The organism is Paenibacillus sp. LBL (assembly GCF_029893715.1).
GTDB classification, from domain to species: domain Bacteria; phylum Bacillota; class Bacilli; order Paenibacillales; family Paenibacillaceae; genus Paenibacillus_AQ; species Paenibacillus_AQ glucanolyticus.
In genome coordinates, this window is the sequence record NZ_JARXYU010000014.1 from 57827 (window position 1) to 81822 (window position 23996).

General features: G+C 48.6%; 23 protein-coding genes. 8 read left to right on the top strand and 15 right to left on the bottom strand.

Translation table 11 applies throughout. The features are described 5' to 3' along the window. Nucleotides 1-225: 225 nt before the first annotated feature. The 4 genes from rlmD to M2277_RS23515 all read right to left on the bottom strand — a co-directional run bounded on the left by rlmD (nucleotide 226) and on the right by M2277_RS23515 (nucleotide 4214). Nucleotides 226-1734: a 23S rRNA (uracil(1939)-C(5))-methyltransferase RlmD gene (rlmD, locus tag M2277_RS23500; protein ID WP_006208334.1), complete on the bottom strand. Its 1509-nt coding sequence runs from the start codon at nucleotides 1732-1734 to the stop codon at nucleotides 226-228. Nucleotides 1735-2254: 520 nt separating this feature from the next. Then, nucleotides 2255-3136, bottom strand: a complete 882-nt coding sequence (locus M2277_RS23505; RefSeq protein ID WP_006208333.1) for a diacylglycerol kinase — start codon at nucleotides 3134-3136, stop codon at nucleotides 2255-2257. An 18-nt stretch (nucleotides 3137-3154) separates the two neighbouring features. Continuing rightward, nucleotides 3155-3919, bottom strand: a complete 765-nt coding sequence (locus tag M2277_RS23510) for a sirohydrochlorin chelatase (protein WP_280755617.1) — start codon at nucleotides 3917-3919, stop codon at nucleotides 3155-3157. A 4-nt stretch (nucleotides 3920-3923) separates the two neighbouring features. Then, nucleotides 3924-4214 (bottom strand): YerC/YecD family TrpR-related protein, encoded by a 291-nt coding sequence (locus M2277_RS23515; RefSeq protein ID WP_006208331.1) that lies wholly within the window; start codon nucleotides 4212-4214, stop codon nucleotides 3924-3926. Nucleotides 4215-4504: 290 nt separating this feature from the next. On the opposite strand from M2277_RS23515, the gene M2277_RS23520 reads away from it, so the two are divergent. Then, entirely contained in the window at nucleotides 4505-5125 is a 621-nt protein-coding gene (locus M2277_RS23520) for a hypothetical protein (RefSeq protein ID WP_006208330.1), read from the top strand. 214 nt (nucleotides 5126-5339) lie between these two features. On the opposite strand, the gene M2277_RS23525 is transcribed toward M2277_RS23520, so the two are convergent. From M2277_RS23525 to M2277_RS23555, 7 genes are all read right to left on the bottom strand, one after another. Beyond that, nucleotides 5340-5705 (bottom strand): YrhK family protein, encoded by a 366-nt coding sequence (locus M2277_RS23525; RefSeq protein WP_036640922.1) that lies wholly within the window; start codon nucleotides 5703-5705, stop codon nucleotides 5340-5342. Nucleotides 5706-5903: 198 nt separating this feature from the next. Next, on the bottom strand, nucleotides 5904-6860 hold the full coding sequence (gene corA / locus M2277_RS23530) for a magnesium/cobalt transporter CorA (RefSeq protein WP_006208328.1): 957 nt from the start codon (nucleotides 6858-6860) through the stop codon (nucleotides 5904-5906). 115 nt (nucleotides 6861-6975) lie between these two features. Next, the gene (locus M2277_RS23535; RefSeq protein ID WP_006208327.1) at nucleotides 6976-7965 is read right to left on the bottom strand and encodes an inorganic phosphate transporter; all 990 of its coding nucleotides are present in this window, start codon (nucleotides 7963-7965) and stop codon (nucleotides 6976-6978) included. Between the two features lie 14 nt (nucleotides 7966-7979). Beyond that, nucleotides 7980-8594, bottom strand: a complete 615-nt coding sequence (locus M2277_RS23540; RefSeq protein ID WP_006208326.1) for a DUF47 domain-containing protein — start codon at nucleotides 8592-8594, stop codon at nucleotides 7980-7982. Nucleotides 8595-8824: 230 nt separating this feature from the next. After that, the gene (locus M2277_RS23545; protein ID WP_280755618.1) at nucleotides 8825-9955 is read right to left on the bottom strand and encodes a DUF3048 domain-containing protein; all 1131 of its coding nucleotides are present in this window, start codon (nucleotides 9953-9955) and stop codon (nucleotides 8825-8827) included. A 495-nt stretch (nucleotides 9956-10450) separates the two neighbouring features. Continuing rightward, nucleotides 10451-10900 carry a hypothetical protein gene (locus M2277_RS23550; protein ID WP_036640835.1) on the bottom strand — a complete coding sequence of 150 codons (450 nt, stop codon included), beginning with the start codon at nucleotides 10898-10900 and terminating at the stop codon, nucleotides 10451-10453. A 278-nt stretch (nucleotides 10901-11178) separates the two neighbouring features. Next, on the bottom strand, nucleotides 11179-12129 hold the full coding sequence (locus tag M2277_RS23555) for a hypothetical protein (RefSeq protein ID WP_280755619.1): 951 nt from the start codon (nucleotides 12127-12129) through the stop codon (nucleotides 11179-11181). A gap of 725 nt (nucleotides 12130-12854) precedes the next feature. Here M2277_RS23555 and M2277_RS23560 point away from each other — a divergent pair. From M2277_RS23560 to M2277_RS23570, 3 genes are all read left to right on the top strand, one after another. Beyond that, complete coding sequence (locus tag M2277_RS23560; protein WP_063478613.1) at nucleotides 12855-13391, top strand: DoxX family protein; 537 nt, start codon at nucleotides 12855-12857, stop codon at nucleotides 13389-13391. 260 nt (nucleotides 13392-13651) lie between these two features. Then, nucleotides 13652-14176, top strand: coding sequence for a DoxX family protein (locus M2277_RS23565; RefSeq protein WP_280755620.1), 525 nt, complete (start codon nucleotides 13652-13654; stop codon nucleotides 14174-14176). A gap of 1338 nt (nucleotides 14177-15514) precedes the next feature. Then, complete coding sequence (locus tag M2277_RS23570; protein WP_006208320.1) at nucleotides 15515-16054, top strand: DoxX family protein; 540 nt, start codon at nucleotides 15515-15517, stop codon at nucleotides 16052-16054. 980 nt (nucleotides 16055-17034) lie between these two features. Here the strand turns inward: M2277_RS23570 and M2277_RS23575 are convergent. The 3 genes from M2277_RS23575 to M2277_RS23585 all read right to left on the bottom strand — a co-directional run bounded on the left by M2277_RS23575 (nucleotide 17035) and on the right by M2277_RS23585 (nucleotide 19196). Beyond that, nucleotides 17035-17811, bottom strand: coding sequence for a DODA-type extradiol aromatic ring-opening family dioxygenase (locus M2277_RS23575; protein WP_280755621.1), 777 nt, complete (start codon nucleotides 17809-17811; stop codon nucleotides 17035-17037). 77 nt (nucleotides 17812-17888) lie between these two features. Continuing rightward, nucleotides 17889-18716 carry an alpha/beta hydrolase gene (locus M2277_RS23580; protein ID WP_280755622.1) on the bottom strand — a complete coding sequence of 276 codons (828 nt, stop codon included), beginning with the start codon at nucleotides 18714-18716 and terminating at the stop codon, nucleotides 17889-17891. Nucleotides 18717-18944: 228 nt separating this feature from the next. Beyond that, the gene (locus M2277_RS23585; RefSeq protein ID WP_280755623.1) at nucleotides 18945-19196 is read right to left on the bottom strand and encodes a hypothetical protein; all 252 of its coding nucleotides are present in this window, start codon (nucleotides 19194-19196) and stop codon (nucleotides 18945-18947) included. 303 nt (nucleotides 19197-19499) lie between these two features. Here M2277_RS23585 and M2277_RS23590 point away from each other — a divergent pair, with 303 nt between their 5' ends. The 3 genes from M2277_RS23590 to M2277_RS23600 all read left to right on the top strand — a co-directional run bounded on the left by M2277_RS23590 (nucleotide 19500) and on the right by M2277_RS23600 (nucleotide 21568). After that, nucleotides 19500-19835 (top strand): PadR family transcriptional regulator, encoded by a 336-nt coding sequence (locus tag M2277_RS23590; RefSeq protein ID WP_280755624.1) that lies wholly within the window; start codon nucleotides 19500-19502, stop codon nucleotides 19833-19835. 2 nt (nucleotides 19836-19837) lie between these two features. Then, nucleotides 19838-20500 carry a DUF2269 family protein gene (locus tag M2277_RS23595; protein WP_280755625.1) on the top strand — a complete coding sequence of 221 codons (663 nt, stop codon included), beginning with the start codon at nucleotides 19838-19840 and terminating at the stop codon, nucleotides 20498-20500. Nucleotides 20501-20626: 126 nt separating this feature from the next. Beyond that, a complete protein-coding gene (locus M2277_RS23600; protein WP_280755626.1) occupies nucleotides 20627-21568 on the top strand; it encodes a hypothetical protein in 942 nt (313 codons plus the stop codon). A 154-nt stretch (nucleotides 21569-21722) separates the two neighbouring features. Here M2277_RS23600 and ilvA read toward each other — a convergent pair whose 3' ends face one another. After that, nucleotides 21723-22991 carry a threonine ammonia-lyase IlvA gene (ilvA, locus tag M2277_RS23605; RefSeq protein WP_006208312.1) on the bottom strand — a complete coding sequence of 423 codons (1269 nt, stop codon included), beginning with the start codon at nucleotides 22989-22991 and terminating at the stop codon, nucleotides 21723-21725. Between the two features lie 286 nt (nucleotides 22992-23277). On the opposite strand from ilvA, the gene M2277_RS23610 reads away from it, so the two are divergent. Then, entirely contained in the window at nucleotides 23278-23985 is a 708-nt protein-coding gene (locus M2277_RS23610) for a hypothetical protein (protein WP_148248144.1), read from the top strand. The last annotated feature ends 11 nt before the right edge of the window (nucleotides 23986-23996 follow it).

Consider the following 23996-nt stretch of genomic DNA (forward strand, 5'->3'; position numbering starts at 1 on the left):
TCGTTTCTTCCTAACTGACTATCAATTAGAACATTATGCATATTGACGGTAATACTATCGAATACTAATTCTACCCTTATTTTTCATTTCATCACGCCCCTTGGGAATAGCCACGCCTGTAAAGGAGCCAAGACGAGTTCACGTCAACCTTTACAGGCCATCGTGATGAATTGCTAACTTGTTCGAGCATCGCATACCACTCATGTGAGGTGATAAAATCCTGCGTCAATCCCTCATCAACACCGCCACACTCTCCACATGCACTGTATGCGGAAACATATCCACCGGCGTAACCTCTACCGTGCGATATCCGCCATCCTTCAGCACCCGCAGATCCCTTGCCAACGTAGACGGATTACAGCTCACGTACACCACGCGCTCCGGCTTCATCTCAAGAATCGTCTCCAGCAAGCGAGGGTCGCACCCTTTACGCGGAGGATCAACCACGATGACATCGGCCTCGATGCCCTGCTCTTTCCAGCGCGGAATCACGTCTTCGGACGCGCCGACTTCAAACTCTACATGCTTCATACCGTTCAGTTCCGCATTCGCACGCGCATCCTCGATCGCTTCCTTCACGATTTCGACCCCATACACCTTCTTGGCATGTTGGGCCAAAAACAGGGATATCGTCCCAATGCCACAATAGGCGTCAATCACGGTCTCCGCTCCGGTTAATCCTGCATACTCCACCGTTTTACCGTACAGTACTTCTGTCTGGGCAGGGTTCACCTGATAGAAGGAACGCGCGGAAATGGCGAACTTCACATCGCCTATATAGTCATGGATGACCTCACGACCCCACAGGACGCGGGTCACATCCCCGAAAATAACGTTCGTTTTGCGTGTGTTAACATTTTGGCAAACACTCACAACAGCCGGGAGCTCCTCACGAATAGCAGAGATCCACTCGTTAACACATGGAATCCGCTCGCCATTGGTCACGAGTACAATCATCATCTCCCGGGTAGCAAAACCGATCTTCACCACGACATGGCGAAGCAAGCCCTGACCTGTCTCTTCATTGTAGGCGGTGATGCCTAGCTTCCGCCCAATGGCTTTGACGCGGCTGACGACCTCGTCGTTCTGTTCATGTTGGATTAGGCACGTTTCCATGTCGACGATCCGGTGGCTGCCGCGGGCGTAAAAGCCGCCGACCAAGCCACCTTCCGTTACACCGATAGGTACCTGGGACTTGTTGCGGTAGCGCCAAGGCTCGCTCATGCCGAGTGTCGGACGCACGAGGATTCCCTCTCGATCTGAATTGCCAGTATCTTGTCCATCTTCCACACGCGTCTCTCCAGCACCTGCCGCCTCACGCACCACCCGCAGCTTCCCGATCCGCTCCAGGTTGTCCACCACCAACTGGCGCTTCCACTCCAGCTGTCCGGCGTAACTCATATGCTGCAGCTGGCAGCCGCCGCATTGGTCGTAGATCGGGCACGGTGCCGCGATGCGGTTCGGGCTCTGCTCGACCAGTTCCAGCAGCTTGGCGTAGCCATACTGCTTCTTGGTCTTGAGCACCTTCACCCGGGCCTTCTCGCCCGGCAGGGCGCCCTGAACGAACAGGGTGTAGCCGTCGGCACGGCCGACCCCTTCCCCGTCATGGTTCATTCCTATAATATCGATCACGACCTCGTCGTTCTTGGCCACCGGCAGGTCGAGGAGGGCGGCCGAAGACACCGCCGGCTTGCCGCTGCGGCGCGTGTCGCTTCCCTTGCGGTTCTTCTTCATGATGTGCTGTTCACTTCTTTCCGTTCAACTTGTCTCTTGCTACTCTATATTCCCCATCGGATCATCATCCATTATAAAAGCGGATGCTCTCCGTTACTGTTCCTTCACTTAAACAACAAAAAGCTCCCCCAAGGGAGCTTATCGCACAAGCTCTCGTCCATCATTATACGGGAGCTTCCTATGTTATTCAATCCAAGAACCTGCAAATCCAATCATTTACTTACAACAGCCTGGAGTCTTAACGGCGACTCGCAGCCTGTTCCATCTCTTCCAATGGCCCATTGCCTCAATCGCCTGCCTATCCCTGATATCCTGGCTATTACACTGACTCAGACAAAACAACCATGGGTCATATACGCACTCGGCGCTATCTCTAGCCTTGGGTTATTGCTTAGTTAGCATTTCGGATCTGACTCCCAACTATCGGCCAGACCACCGTGTCTTATGCACTCGATGCTATCGCCCAACAGTCAGCTATCGCTCCCTACGCACACCAACGCCATTTCTCACAACCGCCATCTCACCCAAAAATCCTTAAATGCTGCGGCAGGACACGGAACGTGCCCGGCAGGACGCCACCGAACTCGCCGTCCAGGTTCAGCTGAACCGGTCCGGGAGAGACGACCTCCATATAGTCGGTGCGGAAATGCACGACCTTCTTGTCGTTGATATGCTCGCCGCGCAGGGCGAGGGTAGCGACGCGTACGAACTCCGCCAGATTGCACTTGCGCAGCGCAATGACGTCGAACAGACCGTCGTCAATGCTCGCGCCCGGCGCGATTTTGTCGAAGCCGCCGACCGAGTTGCTGTTGGCAATGAGGAATACCATGAATTCGTCATGGATCGCCTCATGACCGCTGGCGTTGATGATGAGCTCCTGCGGCGTAAGGCTGACCATTTTCTCGATCCCCTTCAAATAATACGCCAGCTGCCCGATCATCGTCTTCAGCTTGCTCGGCACCTCGTAGGTGAGCTCGGTCAGCGTACCACCGCCCGCTATATTAATGAAGTAGCGATCATTGGCTTTGCCCACGTCAATCGGACGTGTCTCGCCTCGAATCACCAGATCGCAGTACTCCTCCCAGTTCTTCGAGATGCCGAGTGCCCGTGCAAAATCATTCGTGGTCCCCATAGGGAATATGCCGAGCGGCGGAAGGTTATCCCTGCCAGCCATCCCGTTGATGACTTCATTGATCGTTCCGTCGCCTCCGGCGGCAATCACAAGATCGTACCCCCGCTCTACAGCATCTGCAGCTTCACGGGTAGCATCTCCCTCCCCCTTGGTAGCATGACTGGAGGTTTCAATGCCAGCACTGTCCAGACGGTCCAAAATATCAGCAAGCCGACGCTTCATCTCCTCCCGGCCGGAGGTTGGATTATAGATTAACCTTGCACTTCTCATTAACGATACGCCACCTACTTATGATTTCAAGGATTGAAGAAGAAGTTTGGCCTGCGACTCCATCCACTGCGGAAGCAGCGGGTGTGGAAGCAAAGTCCTGCCGGAATACCGGCACTCAAGCCCCTCGAGCCGATCGGGTATAACCTTCTCCGTAAAATACCCCTCACTCAAAAAAAGCGGAGCTACGATCACATCGCAGCCGCGCTCCATCCATGCTGTCACTTTGTCCCGCACATCGCCGGGACTGAGTAAGGCATAATCCGCGCTTGTACCGCTTACTTCGCTAACTCGCCGTGCCAATGAGTTAATACCCTTTTCCCAGCGGCGGCGAAACAGATCATGCCTGCTGCCGTGTCCGACAAGAAGAATGACCTCCTTCGCCGGATTCACGGACAGCTCTCTTACTTTATCCCATACCATTGCGGCAATCTCGGGGTCGTCATCCATCGGCGCACCGAAGTGAATCCGGGATCGTACCCTGAACGGCGCAAGGTTGGTTTCCATGTCCGGAACAGCCTTCGCTCCTATAGCATAAGCTATTTCGTCAACATGTGTGCTGCCGGACGAGACAAATAACGGAATGACCACGATGTCAGTGACACCCTGATCCTCCAAGGCCGTAATGCCGTCCTGAATCAGACGGCCTTCTACCAATTCCAGATAGGAAGATACGACCGGTATATCCATGCGGGACGCCAATTCGTGGACAGCTTCGTCCACCAGCGATACCCAGTTCTGTTCACGCGAACCATGACTAATAACCAGCACACCCGGCTTCGTCATGATTTTAACGCCCTAAACGCTCCAGCGTCATTTTATAACCGTCATTGCCGTAATTCAGGCAACGCTTCACACGCGAGATGGTTGCGGTGCTTGCTCCCGTTTCTGCTTCAATCTGGTTGTATGTGCAACCCTTGCCAAGCATACGCGCTACTTCGAGCCGTTGTGACAAGGACTGGATTTCGTTCACGGTGCAGAGATCATCGAAGAATACATAGCATTCTTCCACACTGCTCAGGGTTAATACAGCTTCGAATAATTGATCGATGCTTTTATCATTTAACTTCTTTAATTGCACTGGATGATCATCCCCTATTGTTACTGTGTATAACACTCGCACTCCCATTGTACCCGAGCGGATATAGTCTTTTCAAGCATTAACGATTTCACGCACTGCAGGACAACCATTACGAGAGGTCATTCACCCTGATGTACTCTCTTATTTTAACCTAACGAAGGACACGCCAAAACCTTCCTGGGCCATCGCCCGATTCCGCTCCTATCCCGAAAATAGGGGTATTCGCCTAAACCCATCGCCCGCCCGTATCATACAGTATAGTATCTTAACTCACAAAGGAAAGTGATATCATGACTGGTCATTCTCACTATTATCATCGCCGACCTTCCTCTTCTAAGCGCTCGCTAAGCGAATATGATTCACTGCCGCAGGAGCCAACGTCATACCCCGGTATTTCTCCATACAGCGATTTTCCAGAAGTCGGCGAATCCAATCTGTATCCATACGCTGACGCTCTTTCAAACGATACGCTGCCTGTACCGGGCATGGAGGCTTCGGCTTCGGCTCTAACACCATCCAGCAACTCTGGCGGCGGGGGTCTGGCAAGTCTCCTCGGCGGAGGCGGCAGCGGGAGTGGAGGCGGAATAAGCAAACTCCTTGGCGGCCTCGGGGTCAACAATCTGAGTGACGTCAAGGGCCTCATCGATCGGATGGGGGGCATCGACGGGCTGGTTAACAACATCGGCAAGGTACAGAAGGTCATGCAGGGCTTCCAGCAGCTTGCGCCCATGGTTTCCCTGCTTGCAGGCGCGTTCACGAAGAAGAAGGGCGGCCGCGGATCATCCACGGCATACACGGACCAGAACGACGACTACGAATACAGACCGCGGAAACGCCGGTCCTCGGGGGGCAGACGACATTCCGGCTCGCGCAAAAGCTCAGGATCACGCAAAGGCAGACGTCGTCGTTAATCTGAAGTGAAATCTCGGCATCAGCACCAGCACCGCGCATTTCAGCAAGACCACAGCCTCTGAACAGCTGAGACGATCTGCTCTGACCAACAGCGCAGCTGCGCCTTAGCGAACAACAGGCGGGATAAATAGTAAGCTCATACATGACGAAGTAGGCTCCGGTCTGTCAATTCCAGACTGGAGCCCTATCTTTTTTCCTAAAATATGATCCTATTCAGCGCGTCCAGTCCCCTTCGGGACCGGCTTCTTGCTGCTCGTCGCTCTCGAGTGACTTCAGGCGGAACCAATAAGAGCCGCGCAGACCGGAACGCAGCAGCATCGTAATGCTGCCCAGCAGATACAGCACCGTCGCAATCCGCTTCATCTGCGGATAGAACATCAGAATGCTGCCCGCAATGAACAGCAGCCCTGTCATAATTTCGCTGATGACCATGCCAACCTCGTAACGGTTCGTAACGGCCAGCTTACGCTTTCGTTTCCAGGCCGAGCGGAACATCCGGCGCAGGAGCCGGTTACGAACAGGCTCATCTTGGTGACGCGATGTACGCTTCTTGGGATGTGGTTTGAGCCCAGGCTTCATATGCAGTCCCCCCTCAGCAAGCTTATACCCCTTACGGAAGAACAAGAACCACAGCGATTCAGCATTGGCCTTTTTTATGTAGGACAACCCTTCCCGATAATCCGATCAACATTTACCTAACACTTGGAACGGCAGAGACACTGGAAGGAAGTCCGTCTGATTCAGAAGAGCTTAACGACTTCACGTCCACGAACCCTCTTATTTAAACCAGCCTCGCCGAATAAACCACGTCACCATGCCTCCGCCGAGCACAAACATCAGCAGAAGCACAAGGAAATATCCATAATGCCACCCAAGCTCCGGCATATTCTCAAAATTCATCCCGTAAATCCCGGCGATCAGGGTGAGCGGCATGAATATGGTCGTGATGACCGTGAGTGTTTTCATAATCGTGTTCATCCGGTTCGAATTCACCGATATGTAGCTGTCCCGAAGATCCGCCGTCATCTCGCGGTCCGCCTCAATCATGTCCGCCAGCTTCAGCAGGTGATCATAGATATCGGAAAAATAGGCATGGTGCGCGTGATGCTCCATATGCTGCGAATTCACGATCCGGTACAGCAGATCCCGCATCGGCACGACCGTCCGCCGCAGGCGCAGCAGTCTGGAACGAAGCGCAAACACCTGATTCATCAGGTCCTCAACGGAATCCTTCTCCCCTTGGCTTTCCAGCTCGGCCAGCTCATCCTCTATGGCAAACAGGCTTGGGAAATACTGATCCACCAGCTTATCCATAATGGTATACGCCGTAAAGCTTGGACCATCCTGACCGAGCGGTCCCTTGCCGGCGACTGAGGTCACCCGTTCCCAGGCATCATCCATTTCGGACAGCTCCTGCTGGTGGAAGGAGACCACAAACGCAGGGCCCAGAAACAGATCCACCTCCACCGCCTGCAGCGTATCCGGCTGAAGCGCATGCAGGACAAAAAACTTCGTTTGTTCGTAATAATCCAGCTTGGGCCGCTGCAGAATGTGCAGACAGTCCTCCACCGCCAGCGGATGAAAATGAAAATAACTCTCCAGCATCCGCGCTTCCTCCGGCGTGGGATTGCTGAAATCCGCCCAGATCCAGGCGTAGTCCTCCATCCGGATCTCTTCGAGTGAAAGCCCGGTGACCGTTTCATAGCTTGGCGTAATGCCTAATGTGCGAATCATGATAGCATTCTCCCCTTCCCTGCACCTGCTGTTTTCTTTAAACAAAAAAAGCCAATCGATTCCTGATTGGCCCCACAACTATCCATAATCTATGTGTAATGTAGCGTTAATTGGTTTAGAAAAGAATTTTAAATATGATGCCTGCCAGCACGGCCGTAATCGGAATGGTAATAAACCAGGTTACAATAATACGTCCTGCCAGCGACCATTTTACAGCGGAGAAGCGTTTTGCTGAACCTACCCCGAGTATGGCCGATGTGATCGCATGCGTCGTACTGATTGGCAAGTGAAGCAGCGTAGCTGAAAAGATAACGGAAGCTCCCGTGAAATCAGCAGCGAATCCGTTGATCGGCTCGATTTTGAAAATCTTCGTGCCCATGGTTTTGATGATCTTCCAGCCACCTACCGAGGTCCCAAGGGCCATCGCCGTAGCTGCAGAGAGTTTAACCCAGAATGGAACTTCCATCTCGGACAGCTGACCTGACGTAACCAGGGCAAAGGTGATAATCCCCATCGCCTTCTGTGCATCGTTGGTACCGTGCGTGAAGGATTGCAGTGCCGCGGTAAAAATCTGCATAGTACGGAAGCCTTTGTTCACCGTATGCGGACTGCGCTTCGCAAAGATGACTTTTAGCAGCTGCATCACCAGATAACCGATAACAAACGCGATAATGGGTGACAGGATGAGCGCAAGCACAATATCGGTAAATCCGCCATAATTCAGCTTATCACTACCCGCTCCAACGAATACCGCCCCTGCCAAAGCTCCGATCAGAGCATGGGAAGAAGATGACGGCAAACCAAACCACCAGGTGACCAGGTTCCAGATAATCGCTGACAGCAGGGTTGCAATCACAACCTGCAGACCGTTATCCAGTGCTGCGGGATCCGCCACGCTGCCCCCTATCGTCTTGGCAACGCCGGTAAACATCATCGCACCGACAAAGTTCATGCCGGCTGCAAGTAAAATTGCCGCACGCGGCTTCAAGGCCCGGGTTGATACCGATGTTGCTATGGCGTTCGCCGTATCGTGGAACCCGTTAATGAAGTCAAATGCAAGCGCCAAAAAAACAACAATTACTAGTACTACCATCGTTGTATCCATAGTTCAGGACTCCCTTACGAGTTGCGCATAATGATGGATTCCAGCATATTAGCCACGTCTTCGCAGGTGTCCGTGGTTGTCTCAAGTCGTTCGTAAATCTCTTTTTTCTTGATCAGCAGAATCGGGTCAGATACCGTAGCGAACAGATCCTTGATGCTGATACGCAGCAGTTCGTCGCCTTGGTTCTCCAGATCGTTCAGGCGAATCGTGTACTCACGAATAGCCAGAAGTTTTTTCTGGGAGAGCAAATGAATGGCTTTCTGGATTTCATAAGCCGATTGACGCAGAATTTCCGCAAACTGCACCATGTATTCATCAGGTTTACCCAACTGATACATATAGAATCGGGATGCCGTAGCCTCCAGTCCGTCCATCACATCGTCCAAGCTGGTTGTCAGGTCCATAATATCGTCGCGTTCGATTGGCGTGATAAACGTTTTGTTGAGCTCGGTGATAATTGTATGTGTATAGGTATCACACTGCGACTCATATCTCTTCATTTCGTTGGCGAATTCAAGCACATCCTGAAGATTGGAAACGTGCTGCGAAAAATAATCTGCGGCTTGTACCACCGTATCGGCCATATTCTCCAGCGTTTGGAAGAATATATCCTTCTTCTTCAATTTCATACTCTTAACCCCTTTTTTCGATAAATTGCCGCGAACGTCCTTAAAGATAAGACAACCTTGAATATCTTATCACATCCATGGCAGGGTGTGTATAGAAAAGTAACACTCAAAAATGTGAGAAAACAACAGCTGAGTTAATGTATGGATATCATTCCATTTCCCTTGCCTATTAACATCTCCGTAAGCGTGCAAATTATCCCAGAACCGTGTCGATTATCCGAACTTAGAACCTAAGGATTCGAGATCGTGACATGGCTTTCAAAAGAAGGCGCATTCGGCACAATGTTGAAATAAGTCGTTCCCGGAACCAGCGGCACTTCCTTGCCGTCCTTCACAAAACGGATCGCATCACCCGCAGCTCTTGCCCACTGGCCCGTAATGACCTCTCCACGCTGGAACAGCATCGCTTCACCGCCGGCTTCCACGTTCACGGCAAGTCTGCCCACATCATCCAGCACCTTATGGTCTGCCCCGAGGACAATTACATTCGCAGCCTCAAGCTGAACGTTATCGTTGAGATCCACGTGCGGAGATCCATTGACCGCCCGTTTGTACGTATTCGAGGAGCCGTCATACTGATAATCCACCACATAGCTGTCCAGTAAAAATTTGATTTCGACCTTCTCTGCGGGTTCGCCGGAAACCCCCTCCACGGGTTCAGTGCCCTCTGCCCCGTCGCCGCTTGCAGCGATTGTCTCCGGATAGAACGTATACTGCGGCACCTGCACATCGTTGCCGTAATTGAGCTTGGCCGCTCCTTCGCGGAGCTTCTCGTCGCTGGAATACAAATTATGCGGAGCTTTGCGGTCGTTGGCCCTCCAGAAATAGGCCCCTGCATTTCCGATCTCATCCATGTCCTGCTTGCGCTGCTGTTGAATGATCGTATAAGCTTCAGGGCTGCCTCCTGCATGCACAAGAACGCCGCCATAGCTCTCGCCCAGATTAATCAGATATGGGCGGATACTGCGAATCGGTCCGATCTTCTCGATCCCGGACTGGCTTTGAAAGATGCCGATCAGTCTCGTGATTCCTCCCTCCGCCAGAACTTCATATACCATATCCGCTTGTCCCAGACCCGACTGCGGCCTTGCGGCTGGTGCGTTATTGATCATAACGGCCAGCGGCCTCTGCGTCAGTGACGCTTCTAACGGCAATCCCGTCAGAGGTGCGTGATAAGGAGAAGACGTATTCTCCTGCGTTTCTTCTGCCGGCTGCTCCATTGGAGCCTCCACCTCCGGTGTCGGAGCAGGCTCCGCCTTCTTATCCCCATTGCATGCTGACAGCAGCAGTACAGCCGCAATCGACAACAAGCTTGTCCTCCATGCAAACCTCTTGAAAGACAAAGACCCTTTGCTAAACATATTGTTTCCCCCTATGAACGCTCCCGTTACTTATTACCCTAATATTCCAACCCTTTTACCCGAAATTTCCAACCGACGTTTCAACTTTAATTTACATTTAATCACAAAATCCGTGCTTTGTCTGTATAAAGAAGGGATACCATCGGCTCATGAATCTCCTTCACGGAGTTGGCTATTATTTTCGGATTACGAGGAATGGATTATCTAGCAAACAAGTATAAGTTCTTGACGTGAGCTATAAAAAAAGCCGCGGTATCCGCGACTTCTGATGCGTGCATTTATCCTCCCACGTATTAGCATTTTTTCATACTTAGTAAGGTGTTAGCTTCTTTTTTCAGTAATTTCTAAAATGACTTACTTCTCATTCATGCTGCACCTCAATGAGATAGTGAGAATATTAAACATGCCAGTATTAGACTGCAAGATGGTACAAACAGAATATGAAGCTTTAGACATTTAAGTGTACTTTAAGCCAATACTAATATAGAGAGAAAACTATTTAGTCATTAGCATATCGTCTATTAATTTTATCAGTGTGTCGCTTCTTGAACTTAAGATCTTATATTTTTTCTCATTATTACTAACTTCAACAACTACATAGCCTCTATCATTAATCACAATTGAATAATTGTTTGACTTATTAACTATTACGATATCATATGCATTTGTTTGACTTTGAATATTCGTCCCACCTAAAACTCTTCGGTACTTGGAGAGTTCTAATAAATGGATAAAATAATCTGCATCTTCTCCACTAATTTCAGTATTTAAAAACTTACTATCTTTAATTTCATCAAATCTTACATTAAAATTTATTTTCTCCACGTTTTTCAATTCAAACACGTCGTTCGCACTTTGTGGGCGAAAATAATAAATTGTCCCAATAATCAATATTATAAAGAGAAAAAATAGAAAGACCTTTATGTACTTTTTTTTAATAGTCATTATTCATTCTCCCTCCTTATAAAATAAACTAACTACATGAACATGTAGTTAGTTTATTTTATTGTTACTGTCTTGACAACTTTAGATATAGAACGTGCTATTACAACCTCTTGTATTTGATGTTAGCTAGCACTTTTAAACACTAGACCGTAATAATTCCACGTCAAGAGCCATTCTCTATATTGGGAAGTACTATCTCTAAACAGATAACAATAATGTGCTAAATTATTAAATTCAGGAGTCTTTTTATAAATCACATTTGATTGTGTCATCGTACTTTAACCATTGACAATCGTTATCCCTACCAATCTGTGCCAAGATTCTTCACCAATTGCCTTAGTCGTATAATCAGCTTGTGGATATTGGATGGAATAATAATTAATATTTTTATCTTCTGTTATATATGCTCTTATTCTATCTCCAGTTGTTCCGCCAATTTGGCTCGGAAAAGGGATAATACCACTGATTTGGGCTGGGATGTCAGTAACTTCCCAGAGTCCCGTTACGTTGTTAACAAGTGTTTTTACAGTATTGCTAAATACTTTGTTCCAAAAATCTCGTGCCTCTAGTTTCGAATTAAAATATTTATCACCTGTATTTGAAACATAGTTTCTGATCATTAACGTCTCAAGTTTGTATCTGTGTCCACCTTCTCCCCACCAATAAGTTGGTGATGTCCAACTATGACCTGGTGCCATTACAGAAACCTCATCTGCTGATGTATCAGAAACTAGCAAATTAGGAGAGTATAAGGTAACTGAAACATCCTTCAGGTTCCTCTCCTTAATCTCCTGCAAAAGTTTATCTAAATCACTCTTAATTTCTGTAGAAAGCCGGTTATCATTTTTCACTTCGTCAATATTATTAGAATTTATTGCAATTTCACCTACTGCTTGAAAAACACTTTGATCACCATGAACATCTAACACCATATTGTAAGGAAGATCCCCCCCATCCACAACTTCATATAATGTGTGCTCTTGTTGTTTACCCATTTGTTTAATTGTGTAGCTTTTTTCATTATTTTCTTTTTCTTTATTCAACGCCTGGTAAGAACTACCATGAGAAACTAATATCCCTTGGTGTTCTTCAAATACGGTTAATTCTATTGGGGGATCCTTGCTCAACGTCTGTTGATCATTGCTCCCATCATCCGCAAATGCTGATGAATTATTTAAAAAATTTATGCTTAATACAATAAGTAAAAAAAGAGTTATAAATTTTCGCATTGAATACATACCTCCAAGATTTTATTATTTTTGAAAGTAATATCCGATCTAGTAACGAAGTACTTCTCGACTCCATTCCATGGCCAAAATCATCCCGCTGTGTAATTGTGCATTCTGTTAAATTAGGGATCGCCTGAACTGCTCCCAACGATTCTTCTTACAATAATTATTAGTTGCAGCTTATTATTGTTAACAGAAATAATACTGTTACAATCGAGAAATAATTAATACCGGATTGTTCTTGAAATTTTTTAAAATCTTGGTGCTTTAAACTTACTCATTATATAAAACACCCAAAAACACAATAAGTTATGAATTATTTTTTATTTTTCTCAATTATTGGATGTTTCTATTTCAAACTTGACCGTAACTCATCATTTAATCTATACCACACTGTTCCACAAAACATTTATAAAGTACTCTCTCATGATCTCTAAATTCAGAAATCTTTAATTAGTTATGAATTATTTATTTTGTCGTCTACAGCTTGGCATGATTTATACTTTCCACACAGACTGTTATTTCATGTTTGTCATATTCTTACCCAGTGCTTATTCTGGAACGTTCACAACATTGTGATATTTATCACATATATTGTGAATATTTTCACTTATAATAAAGACATAGAGAAGGTGATCACTTCTAGACAACAAGAACCCACAACATCGACATCGGAAACACAGCAATCAACCAAAAATCAAAAACTCACTTAAGGAGTGGTTTATATGTTTAACAACTGGCTGAGAACAAACAAATTTGCAATGTGGCTGCTGACCATCATTCGGGTCTACCTCGGATACGAGTGGATGACGGCAGGCTGGGGTAAACTAACCGGCGGCTTTGATGCCGGAGGTTTCCTGCAAGGCGCGATTGCCAACGCAAGCGGCGATCACCCGGCAGTACAAGGCTGGTGGGCAGCGTTCCTCGAACATGCGGCACTGCCGGGCGTGAACCTGTTTAACTTCATCATCCCACTCGGTGAATTCCTGGTCGGTCTCGGACTGATCCTCGGTACCTTCACCACCTTCGCCGCACTGATGGGACTGGTCATGAACGCCGCGTTCCTCTTCTCGGGTACGGTAAGCACCAACGCCCAGATGCTGCTGCTTGAAGTACTGGTCATCGTAGCCGCTGCTAATGCCGGTAAAATCGGGTTTGACCGTTGGGTACTCCCTTACCTCCGTGGTGTGTGGGGCCGGATTACGCACCGCGCCAGCGAGCCTGAAACAACGACAACAAATTTTAAAAAGCGCACAGCTTAACATAGTCTGATTCAACAGAAAAGATGATGGGAACTTCGGTTCCCGTCATCTTTTTTTCATGCCAAGAGCCCAGGCCAAATCGCACCTTACGCGAATACTGTATTTAAATACAGTTTTTTGCAAATATGAATAATTTGTTTAGAGACGACATTAAATAGATCGTTGCTGTTTTTTTCGGTGATCATCGCTTCAACGAATTTCAAATTTGCAAAAATCTGAAAACAAAAAAGAGAATGATTATTCATGGAGGAGTGGTGCTGGTGTTTATTCAATGGTTGCAATCAAACAAAATCGCAATGTGGCTGCTAACGGTTATCCGTGTGTATGTCGGGTATAAGTGGTTGACGGCAGGCTGGGGCAAGTTAACGGGAGGTTTTGATGCAAGCGGATTTATGCAAGGGGCGATTGCCAAATCTACAGGAGAACAACCCGCGGTTCAAGATTGGTGGGCCGTATTCCTGAAGCATGCCGCACTGCCGGGCGTCAAATGGTTCAACATTATCGTTCCCCTTGGTGAATTTCTCGTTGGGCTCGGTCTGATCCTCGGCACGTTTACCGCGTTCGCGGCACTTATGGGACTTGTGATGAACTCAGCGTTCCTGTTCTCGGGCTCCATCAGTATCAATGGTCAGCTCCTGCTGCTGGAATTCCTCATTATTCTCGCTGCTGCCAACGGCGGCAAGATCGGTATTGACCGCTGGCTTATGCCATATCTCCAGGAGAAATTCACACGCCGGGTCAAAATCAGCAGCGATCCCTCCACTCTTCAGAAGCAAACAGTCTGAGTAGAAGGAGTCCCTATGGTGCACCAATGGCATTCAGCAGAACAGAATCAATAGATTACGTAATACCAGCTTAACTCCAGTTTTAATGTGGTTATCTTTTTCCTCGATCAGGTGGCGTTTGGCTTCCTCTGCTGTCTGAGTCGACTCATTCGATTAACTTTAAGTATATTGTCCGGGCTTTTCCCCTCTGTCGCTTACAGCAGTGAACCACTCTTTGCCAGCTTAAAACATGAATGTACTGCTCCTGCTAGGCTGGAAAATGCAGTCGTTCTGATCATTACGCCTACTCCTTAGCTTAAGTACCCGCTCTTTCTCTTACTTGGAGCCTGAGAGCTTGCTCCTGCTGTGTTGATACCCAATTATTCTGCTCATTAGTTTCAGGCACAGTACGGAACAGCTTTGTGCTCCACTCACACCAACGGGTGACTGCGGCATTCCATCCCGGTCATCCGTATCTTATTAGGCAATCCTTGCTCTCCGTACGACCCTTGATCTATATTTATACCGCATTCACATGTTAGACTATTTCTGCACATATGCACCCACAACTTACGACTTCCTGCTTACTCCTGCTAATGAGCGCACTCCTGCCACTGCCTAGCACACCAACTTCAAGCACCTTCACTTACGTTTGCTACATCTACACTTCATCCTATGTACGGTTGTCCCTAATCCTATTCCTCTACACTACCGCCTTACTCATCCGCACTCTTGCCACTGTCCTTTGCACACCAATTTCCTGCTCCCTTACCTTGCACATCACCTTCAAGTACTTTCTACATCTAACTTCATCCAACATACAACTCCCCTAATCATCTTCCTGTACACCGCTGCCCTATTCGCTCATGTACAATTCCTGACACTTCCCTAAGCACATCAACTCCCTGCTCCTTCGACTAGTTCCTACATTTGAACTTCATTCTGCTTACTGACCTCTACTCTACTCCTTCTATTCCACCACACTTCTGCACCGGCTCATGCTCCCTCCGACTACTGCCCTTTGCACACCAACATGCTGCATCTTCACTTACTTTCTACATCTGCTCTCCATCCTGGCATACTGCTGCTCTCCACTCCTACTCCTCTATCCTACTGCTCTTGAGTTCTCATACTCATACTCCTGCACATGCTTCCATTTCCCCAAGATGATTATTTTTTATGATATTAATCACAAATGTGATTTTTATCACATATATTGTGATTTATTTCACTTATAATAAAGACATGAAAGAGATGATCATCTTCCTAAATCAACACCAGTGCACAACTTCAACACATCCGAGAACCAGCAAGGAAGCTTTCATAAAAAAGAAATCATACTTTTAAGGAGTGGTTTATATGTTTAACAACTGGCTGAGAACAAACAAAATTGCAATGTGGCTGCTGACCTTCATTCGGGTCTACATCGGTTATGAGTGGATGGTCGCAGGCTGGGGGAAATTGACGGGCGGTTTTGAAGCAGGCGGGTTCCTGCAAGGCGCGATTGCCAAGGCAACCGGAGATCATCCAGCCGTGCAAGGCTGGTGGGCAGCATTCCTGGAACATGCAGCACTGCCAGGCGTGAAAATCTTCAACTTCATCATACCGATGGGCGAGTTCCTCGTAGGGGTCGGGCTGATCCTTGGTACCTTCACTACCTTCGCCGCACTGATGGGACTTGTCATGAATGCCGCGTTCCTCTTCTCGGGCACGGTGAGCACCAACGCCCAAATGTTACTGCTAGAGGTACTGATCATCGTCGCAGCAGCCAATGCCGGTAAAATCGGTCTCGACCGTTGGGTACTCCCTTACCTTCGCGGCCTGTGGAACAAAGTAACGCACAAAACAACCAAAGGCGACGGCAACAACCCTACACCGCTAAAAAAACAAACGGCTTAATATAGTAACCAACTAAAACTTAAAGGATCTAACCTATTGATTAACAGCCCGACTTGAGCAATCAAGCCGGGCTGTTTTTGTTCTGGCATGCGTTGGGGCATACATTTGAGCATTTGCATACGTTCGAGGTTTAGCATACGTTCGAGGTCTAGCATACGTTCGAGGTTTAGCATACGTTCGAGGTCTAGCATACATTCGAGGTTTAGCATACGTTCGAGTTTTGCATACGTTCAAGGTTTAGCATACGAGCTTGTACTTTCTTTCGAGCGTTACTTTATAAGGCACTGACTAGTTACTTCAATTTTAGCGGACTCAGCGGACCTTATTTTGACCAAAACCACCTTTTCTTTAACACTAACGGACCAGAGATCCGTTATTCATCGAATTAGCCCCTCATTTTACGTGATATCCGCAATTTAACGGATCGTGTGTCCGATAGATCACCCAATTGCGAGCAAAAAGCGATAATAACGGATCTGAGGTTCGATACAGCCCGGCCCGATCCTATCGTGTGTCCGATAGATCCCCCAATTGCGAGCAAAAAGCAATAATAGCGGATCTGAGGTCCGATACAGCCCGGCCCGATCCTATCGTGTGTCCGATAGATCCCCCAATTGCGAGCAAAAAGCAATAATAGCGGATCTGAGGTCTGATACAGCCCGACCCTATCGTGTGTCCGATAGATCCCCAATTGCGAGCAAAAAGCAATAATAGCGGATCTGAGGTCCGATACAGCCCGGCCCGATCCTATCGTGTGTCTGATAGATCCCCCAATTGCGAGCAAAAAGTAAAAATAGCGGATCTGAGGTCCGATACAGCCCGGCCCTGCCCGGCCGACCCTACCGAACGCTGCGTCCGGTGCAACATGAGAGGTTCTCCCCACGACATCTACCCGACTCGCACACATAGACATCTCCCAGCTCAGGCATCCCGCCAATACACAACAAAAGCCGAGCCTGTCATCCAGGCCCGGCTTCTCATTATTCGAATGACCAGCAGTTCAGACTCAAACTGCCATATTGGTAAGATTGAAACAATCGCTTCGCCTTGCGGCCATTATCCGCAGCCCCCATCGCATAGAACAGAGGAACAAAATGCTCCCGTCCATAGGAGGGTACCGCGTCGCTCGCGTGAGGCGCTTTTTTGTCGTACGCAAACAGATTGTGCAGATTCCATTCCGACAGCTGCTCTGCGATCCATTCATCGAACGCAGCCGCCCATGCATCCGGCTCATCACTCTTGTGCACCATCCGCAGATTATGCACCAAGCCGCCGCTGCCGATAATCAGTATGCCTTCCTCCCGCAGATCGGACAACATCCTACCGATGGAATATTGTTCGCGTGGCGAGCGCTTGGAGTCCACGGACAAGGCCACCACAGGAATATTCGCATCGGGATACATTTTGCGCAGAATGACCCATATGCCATGGTCCAGTCCACGGCCGGTTACGGCTTTGGCATGCAGATTGTTTGCCGAAAACCGTTCACGGATTTGAGCCGCCAGCTCCGCGCTTCCTTTGGCAGGATACGTGATCTGGTACATCTCCTCCGGAAATCCATAAAAATCATGCATCGTGCCATGCTCGGCGTCTTCAGTCAGCCGTTGATCCGGATCATCCCAATGAGCAGAAAATACCGCTATGCCTCTAGGTGTCGGCAGCTCCCGTCCCAATTGCTCCAGGAAGCGGGTGTACTCGTTGTCCTCCAGGGCCATCATCGGCGAACCGTGGGCAATAAATAAAGCAGGTAACGTCATCGATGCCACCTCCAGCTTCAAAATCAAGGGACAACTCTATTGTAACGTTAAACCGCCCAATATGCCAAATAACTCCCTTAAATACTCCAGTTCTGCCATTCTTGCTGAATATGCTCCTGCTCGTTCAGCCAATCCCGTGTCCGCTGGAGAAGCAGCTCCCGCTGTGGTCCCGCAGAGTAGGTGTGATCCGCCTGGAACACGATTTCCTTATCGCAGCGCCCTTCCGGACGCATCCAGAACACCTTCTGATACAGGAAAGCATAATCCACCGGGATGACTTCGTCCGAGGTGCCATGCACCACCAGCACATTGCCCGTAAACTTGATCGCTTCCTGGAATGGCTGCCCTTGAGCCAAGGAATCGAAAAATACCGGTGTAAACGAGTATCCCAAATAATCAGCGGAACCTGTCTTAACGGAGGTATCATAGACGTCGCGCCCGGTGATTTTGACGATGTCATTGAATGGATAACCTACCGCCGACCACAGAATCAAATTCTTCACCCGCCGGTCCCGAACGGCGGTTTGCAAGGCCACCGCGCCGCCCAAGCTGTGTCCGATGAGCGTGATGCGCGTAGGATCGACATCGGCACAGCTGAGGCCATAATCCAGAACGGAACGCGTCTGGGCAATCATTGAATCGAGGCCCTCGCTGCCATAATTCCCAGAGCTTTCACCGCATCCGATATAATCAAACCGGATCACCATATATCCGTCCTCGGCAAACTCGCGTGCCGTTTTGACAAACAACCGATCCACGCCGATCCGGCTTCCGACAAAGCCATGGCAGATAACGACGAGCGGAACCCGCTGGCATCTGCCACCTTCTGCCGCTTCTTTTAACGGATAATGTATCGCAGCTGTAAGCTCCTCTTGATTATGACGAATTGTAATTTGCCGCTCCATGCCGACTCCTCCTTGCGATAACGCGCCTTTATCATTAATATTAATAATTCCGATAAGATTAATATGAATTAATTAAACTTATCTTAGCATCGTGATCAGGGATTTGTCAACGCAATGGGAACGAGGCCGTTTACATCTATTGGATATGGAGCTTTAGCTAAGGAACATGGATTCAGCGATTCCGTTACCTGCTTGACTAAAGCCTACGCCAGAAGACGTAAATCCGCACTACTCATAGCTCTGACGAAACATGGCATGCGTCTCCTCACGTCCGCTCCAACCATTCATCCAGGTTTCCTCACTCGGTTCATTCCCCCATAAGGTGGAAGCCGAAGAATCCTGCTCATCGCTGCCGGAAGTGTATCCTTCTTCTAACTCACCTACCGTCTTTTCAGCTGAACTGTCGTCGACAACCCATTGCCCGTTAGCCGGTATAGATTCTCCCCCGCTTAATTCATCATCATATAAGTTAGCGCTCATCTGTGATTTCCTCCTTCTTGTCCCTGCACCTGCAGGGAGTCGTGTATAGATTCAGAATGCTTATTATTGTGAAATAGGAGGCGCGGAATTATACCCGTTTCATGAATACGACATGGATTGTTCATGCTACCTTGCATTGCAAGCATGCTGCTGATATGATATATTGCATAACAAGGTAGTTGGCAGATAGCACTTCTTATACAGGGTGCATAGGGTTTTGAGGTCTATCACATTCAGAATAATAATCTTATTTCGACCCAGTACCTTGCATAACAACATACCCAGAGGAGGATCATCGGATTCATGACCACCCAAAGTCAAATGCTCAAAGGCATTCTCGAAGGCTGCATTCTCTCGCTTATGGAGCATCGGGAGGTGTATGGATATGAGCTTGGCGCATTGCTGGAAGACAGCGGGCTTACATTTGTAAGCGAAGGCAGCATCTATCCTTTGCTCCTTCGCATGCAGAAAGAACAGCTTATTGAAGGAACCATCCGACCTGCGCCCGGAGCCGGCGGGCCACCCCGCAAATATTACAAACTCACCGACAAAGGCCGGAACATTCTACAACAATTCAAGGAACATTGGGGAACGCTTAAAGATAGCGTGGACCATATTTTAACCCGTGGAGGACAATAAAGATGAATACCAAACAGATGATCAAGGAAAACAACAGGCTCCAGGATGCCATGAAACCAGACAATCTGAGTTATTATCAGGACATGGTTGTATATATTCGCAGCAGCTCCGTCGAGGAATCAAAAGGCGAGGAATTGCTGCTTGAGATCGCCCAGCATCTGCTGGATGCCCAGGCCAAAGGCAAAACAGCCGAGGAGGTATTCGGCAGCGATCCCGAATCCTACTGCAAGGAACTGGTCGAGCAGTTGCCCAAAATGAAAGGCTTAAACCGTCTGCAATACCATCTCATGATTCCGTGGATCGCCTTAACGTGGTTTTTCTTCGTTCAGGCCCTGGTCGGATTTATAACAACGTGGACAGGCGGACCGGTAGAACGCATGACGCAGGTGCGAATTTCAACCCTGGTGCTGATTGCCGGGGGCTCTTATGTGTTAATCCACGCATTGATGAGATGGATGAAGAATGATACCTTTCAGCCCGATGAAGCTCGGCGCAAGATCAACGTGCGCAGCATGGGGATTTATATGGCCATCACGGTGTTGATTCTTATAACTGGTGTGTGGCTGGGACGGCTGCTGCCGGTACTCACGATTGCGCCATGGATCAGTCTCGTGCTGTTCCTGATCGGGATCGCAGGGACAAAATTTCTTTTTTCGAGCAAATGATACAAACTCGTCATGAATTCGATACAGAAGCATAACAAAATCTTTAATATTTTTTAGTACATTGTAAACTACGGCTCTGAAGAAGATGATAGGATAAGGGTAATGTGTGGTAAGGGAGGAATATATATGTCAAAATCCAAAAAATCCGCGATTGCTGCCATCCTTGCACTTATTCTGTCCATCCAGACCGGTGTCATCGCAAGCGCAGCACCCGCTTCTGAACCTCTAGCTGATTCCAGCGCAGCTTCAAGTAAACCCACGGCCTTCGGCAATGCGGTGTACAACAAAGCCAATAAACTGCTGAAGGATTCAGACGTGGCTTACGCCAAGTCTTATATCACCAAGCATATCGGAAGTGTGACCAAGTATCAGGCCACCATGCTGATACTCAAGCTGGAGAACGCAATGAACGACGCGCTCCCTGCAAAAACCGATAAAGTGTACACAATCGGCATTCAGGATAAGCTGATGAATCTCTACAAGTACGGGGAGCCGATTAACACCACCATCAGCAAAGCCAAAGACGAAACGCTGCGGAAGGTGCTCATTAACCTGCGCGACAGCGGCTACCGATTGTACACAACCGAAGGCGTGATATTCCCGATTATAGATTATAAAACGCTGGAGCCTTACAAACCCTACATCAACAAGGATGTTCAGGCATACATCGATATTATGGTCGTAGAATCCGAGAAGCCTGCGGTCAGTGATGCGGCATTGGTTATCTCTTGGTCCGAAGTGATCGACCGGGGGCTTTCACTGGAAGCCTTTCTCACGGCTTATCCCAAATCCAACCGGGCTGCTGACATGAAGCTGAAGCTTCGTTTTACCGAACTAAGTCTGTTTTATGGGTATAACAATACACCGCTTTTTAAATACGAGGACAACCTCTTGGATCCGGAAGTGCGGCAAGCCTTCGATAAAGCCCTGAAGAACAGCGACGCGGTATCCAAAAGCGCCCTTCTCAAAAAACTGAAAGCCTGGTCCGATGTGCTTGAGAGCAACAAGGACAAGCTGACACAGGAAGTGGAACAATACCGTGCCAAGGCGGTTCCGGTCATTGACTAAAAACAGTTGATGGTGAGCATGCAAATGCAGTGGCCTCTATTCACCAGGGCAAGCATCCAATTAAATTTAACTATGTTAAAAAAGCCGGACTCCCGATGGTAACAGGGGTTCCGGCCTTTTTTTATCACACCTGGTTGCTGCCTGACTCTGAAGTTTAAATCAGCAGATTAAACAGGTTCATGTTCTTGTTCAGCTCTGTATAATCCAATCCCTTGCGCTGCATTCGCTCAACTAGCGGACCGTAATCCTCCGGTCTCAGAAGCTCGATGCCCACGAGGGCTGGCCCATCTTCCTTGTTATGCTTCTTGGTATATTCAAAGCGGGCGATATCGTCATCCGGACCAAGCACTTCTTCCAGAAACTCGCGGAGCGCACCTGCACGCTGCGGGAAGTTAATCATGAAGTAATGCTTCAATCCTTCGTATATCAAGGAACGCTCCTTGATTTCCTGCATCCGGTCAATATCGTTATTGCCCCCGCTGATGATGCATACCACCGTTTTTCCCTTAATGCGGTCCCGGTTCATATCCAGCGCAGCAACGGCCAGCGAGCCCGCAGGCTCAACAACGATGGCATTCTCGTTATACAGCTCAAGGATGGTAGTACAGGCTTTTCCTTCCGGGACAGTCACAATGTCATCAACCAGCTCGTTGCAGATATCGTAGGTCAGCTGCCCGACACGCTTCACCGCAGCGCCATCCACAAACTTGTCGATCTCGTTCATGGTGACGACCTCGCCCTGCTTCTTGGACTCGATCATGGATGCTGCGCCGAGCGGTTCAACGCCAATGACTTGCGTCGTTGGGCTTACGGTTTTGACATAAGTTGCAACCCCTGCAGCAAGACCGCCGCCGCCAATCGTTACAAATATATAATCCGCTGGCGTATCGAGCTCCTCCATTACCTCCATGCCGATCGTACCGTTGCCCGCGATAATCTTCGCTTCATCAAACGGATGGATGAAGGTCATGCCGAATTCATCGCAAGCCTTGATCGCTTCGGCATAAGCATCGTCGAAGGTATCGCCTGTCAGGATGACCTCCACGCTGCCCCCGCCAAAACGCTTCACCTGCTTCACCTTCTGATTCGGGGTCGTGCTTGGCATATAAATCTTGCCTTTAATATTCAGCGCATTACAGGAAAAAGCCACCCCTTGCGCGTGGTTTCCAGCACTCGCACACACGATGCCCTCGCTTCGTTCCTCTTCGGTCAAGCTGCGAATCATGTTGTAAGCGCCTCGGATCTTGAAGGATCGAACTACCTGCAAGTCTTCGCGCTTCAAGTACACTTCGCAGTCATATTTGGCTGACAGCACAGCATCCCGCTGCAGCGGTGTCCGCACGATCACTTCGCGAAGCACGTGGTGTGCGCGTACGATGTCCTCCATGCTGACTGTTCGTTTTGTCGTATACGTCTCTTCCATTCTCTAAGATCACACTCCCACTTCGCTGCCAGGTTTGCGCATATCCCTCCGCTACCCTTCGTTACGTATTTCTATCATTGTATCACTTTTCATGAAAATATCCCGCCCTTTTCTGACATGCTTTCGGAAAAAAGGCATTTTCACAACAAGTATAAGCCGGTGCACAGCCGGTACCCTGGATAGGTCCATGAAGGATCGGACCTTCCCTTTCAAGAGGTTGACTTCCTTCTGACACTTTACTACTATAAAGTATGAAAGTTAACCTAAATTTTGGGAGGGGTTTTAAATGAGGAAGAAAGTATTGTATGGGTTATTGGCGGGTACGCTCACGCTGGGGATCGGTACAGGCGCTATGGCGTCGTCAGCTTTGGAGCCAATCAAAGCCTATTTGAACAGCCAGATTTCCCTGAAGTTAAACGGTACGGTGGTAACGCCAAAAGACGCAAACGGCAAAACCGTGCTGCCGATCACCTATAACGGCACGACGTACTTGCCTGTGCGAGCTGTAGGCGATCTGATGGATATCGACATTCGTTATGATAGCGCAACTTCTTCAGTACTGATTGGCGGCAATCAGGGATCCCCATCCGAAACCTCCAGTCCGTTATCATTAAGCTCACTCGGAGCCTCCGTATTGGGGACATCGGCCTGGCACACCAAAGATTCCAGCGATACGGTCTACAAAGGCAAGGATTATAAAGACGTTTATTTACATACCAATTCGGCCAAACAAGGCAACAGCTTCCAGATCATGACGGGTAAAAAATATGCCAAACTGCATCTCGAGCTGGCCGTGACTGGCGGTGCGCAAGAAATCGTAATTATGGACCACAACAACTCAACGCTCAAAAAGGTGTCCCTGACTGCTGAAGATGGCCTGGTCGGCGTAGACGTCGATGTATCGGCTGCCGATTTTATTTTTGTGGAGATCGTTGATGAAGGTCCGGGCACTTCCCTGTTTGTTCCTCTGACCAGTTCCTATTTGACAAAATAAGTCCTTGCGAT

What these genes read in the sequence shown, in the direction of transcription:
- M2277_RS23595 (WP_280755625.1), top strand. Translation starts at nt 19,838, where the DNA reads ATGAATACCAAACAGATGATCAAGGAAAACAACAGGCTCCAGGATGCC.
- M2277_RS23545 (WP_280755618.1), bottom strand. Translation starts at nt 9,955, where the DNA reads ATGTTTAGCAAAGGGTCTTTGTCTTTCAAGAGGTTTGCATGGAGGACA.
- M2277_RS23555 (WP_280755619.1), bottom strand. Translation starts at nt 12,129, where the DNA reads ATGCGAAAATTTATAACTCTTTTTTTACTTATTGTATTAAGCATAAAT.
- rlmD (WP_006208334.1), bottom strand. Translation starts at nt 1,734, where the DNA reads ATGAAGAAGAACCGCAAGGGAAGCGACACGCGCCGCAGCGGCAAGCCG.
- M2277_RS23550 (WP_036640835.1), bottom strand. Translation starts at nt 10,900, where the DNA reads ATGACTATTAAAAAAAAGTACATAAAGGTCTTTCTATTTTTTCTCTTT.
- corA (WP_006208328.1), bottom strand. Translation starts at nt 6,860, where the DNA reads ATGATTCGCACATTAGGCATTACGCCAAGCTATGAAACGGTCACCGGG.
- M2277_RS23560 (WP_063478613.1), top strand. Translation starts at nt 12,855, where the DNA reads ATGTTTAACAACTGGCTGAGAACAAACAAATTTGCAATGTGGCTGCTG.
- M2277_RS23520 (WP_006208330.1), top strand. Translation starts at nt 4,505, where the DNA reads ATGACTGGTCATTCTCACTATTATCATCGCCGACCTTCCTCTTCTAAG.
- M2277_RS23525 (WP_036640922.1), bottom strand. Translation starts at nt 5,705, where the DNA reads ATGAAGCCTGGGCTCAAACCACATCCCAAGAAGCGTACATCGCGTCAC.
- ilvA (WP_006208312.1), bottom strand. Translation starts at nt 22,991, where the DNA reads ATGGAAGAGACGTATACGACAAAACGAACAGTCAGCATGGAGGACATC.
- M2277_RS23575 (WP_280755621.1), bottom strand. Translation starts at nt 17,811, where the DNA reads ATGACGTTACCTGCTTTATTTATTGCCCACGGTTCGCCGATGATGGCC.
- M2277_RS23610 (WP_148248144.1), top strand. Translation starts at nt 23,278, where the DNA reads ATGAGGAAGAAAGTATTGTATGGGTTATTGGCGGGTACGCTCACGCTG.
- M2277_RS23540 (WP_006208326.1), bottom strand. Translation starts at nt 8,594, where the DNA reads ATGAAATTGAAGAAGAAGGATATATTCTTCCAAACGCTGGAGAATATG.
- M2277_RS23570 (WP_006208320.1), top strand. Translation starts at nt 15,515, where the DNA reads ATGTTTAACAACTGGCTGAGAACAAACAAAATTGCAATGTGGCTGCTG.
- M2277_RS23590 (WP_280755624.1), top strand. Translation starts at nt 19,500, where the DNA reads ATGACCACCCAAAGTCAAATGCTCAAAGGCATTCTCGAAGGCTGCATT.
- M2277_RS23510 (WP_280755617.1), bottom strand. Translation starts at nt 3,919, where the DNA reads ATGACGAAGCCGGGTGTGCTGGTTATTAGTCATGGTTCGCGTGAACAG.
- M2277_RS23580 (WP_280755622.1), bottom strand. Translation starts at nt 18,716, where the DNA reads ATGGAGCGGCAAATTACAATTCGTCATAATCAAGAGGAGCTTACAGCT.
- M2277_RS23600 (WP_280755626.1), top strand. Translation starts at nt 20,627, where the DNA reads ATGTCAAAATCCAAAAAATCCGCGATTGCTGCCATCCTTGCACTTATT.
- M2277_RS23505 (WP_006208333.1), bottom strand. Translation starts at nt 3,136, where the DNA reads ATGAGAAGTGCAAGGTTAATCTATAATCCAACCTCCGGCCGGGAGGAG.
- M2277_RS23535 (WP_006208327.1), bottom strand. Translation starts at nt 7,965, where the DNA reads ATGGATACAACGATGGTAGTACTAGTAATTGTTGTTTTTTTGGCGCTT.
- M2277_RS23585 (WP_280755623.1), bottom strand. Translation starts at nt 19,196, where the DNA reads ATGAGCGCTAACTTATATGATGATGAATTAAGCGGGGGAGAATCTATA.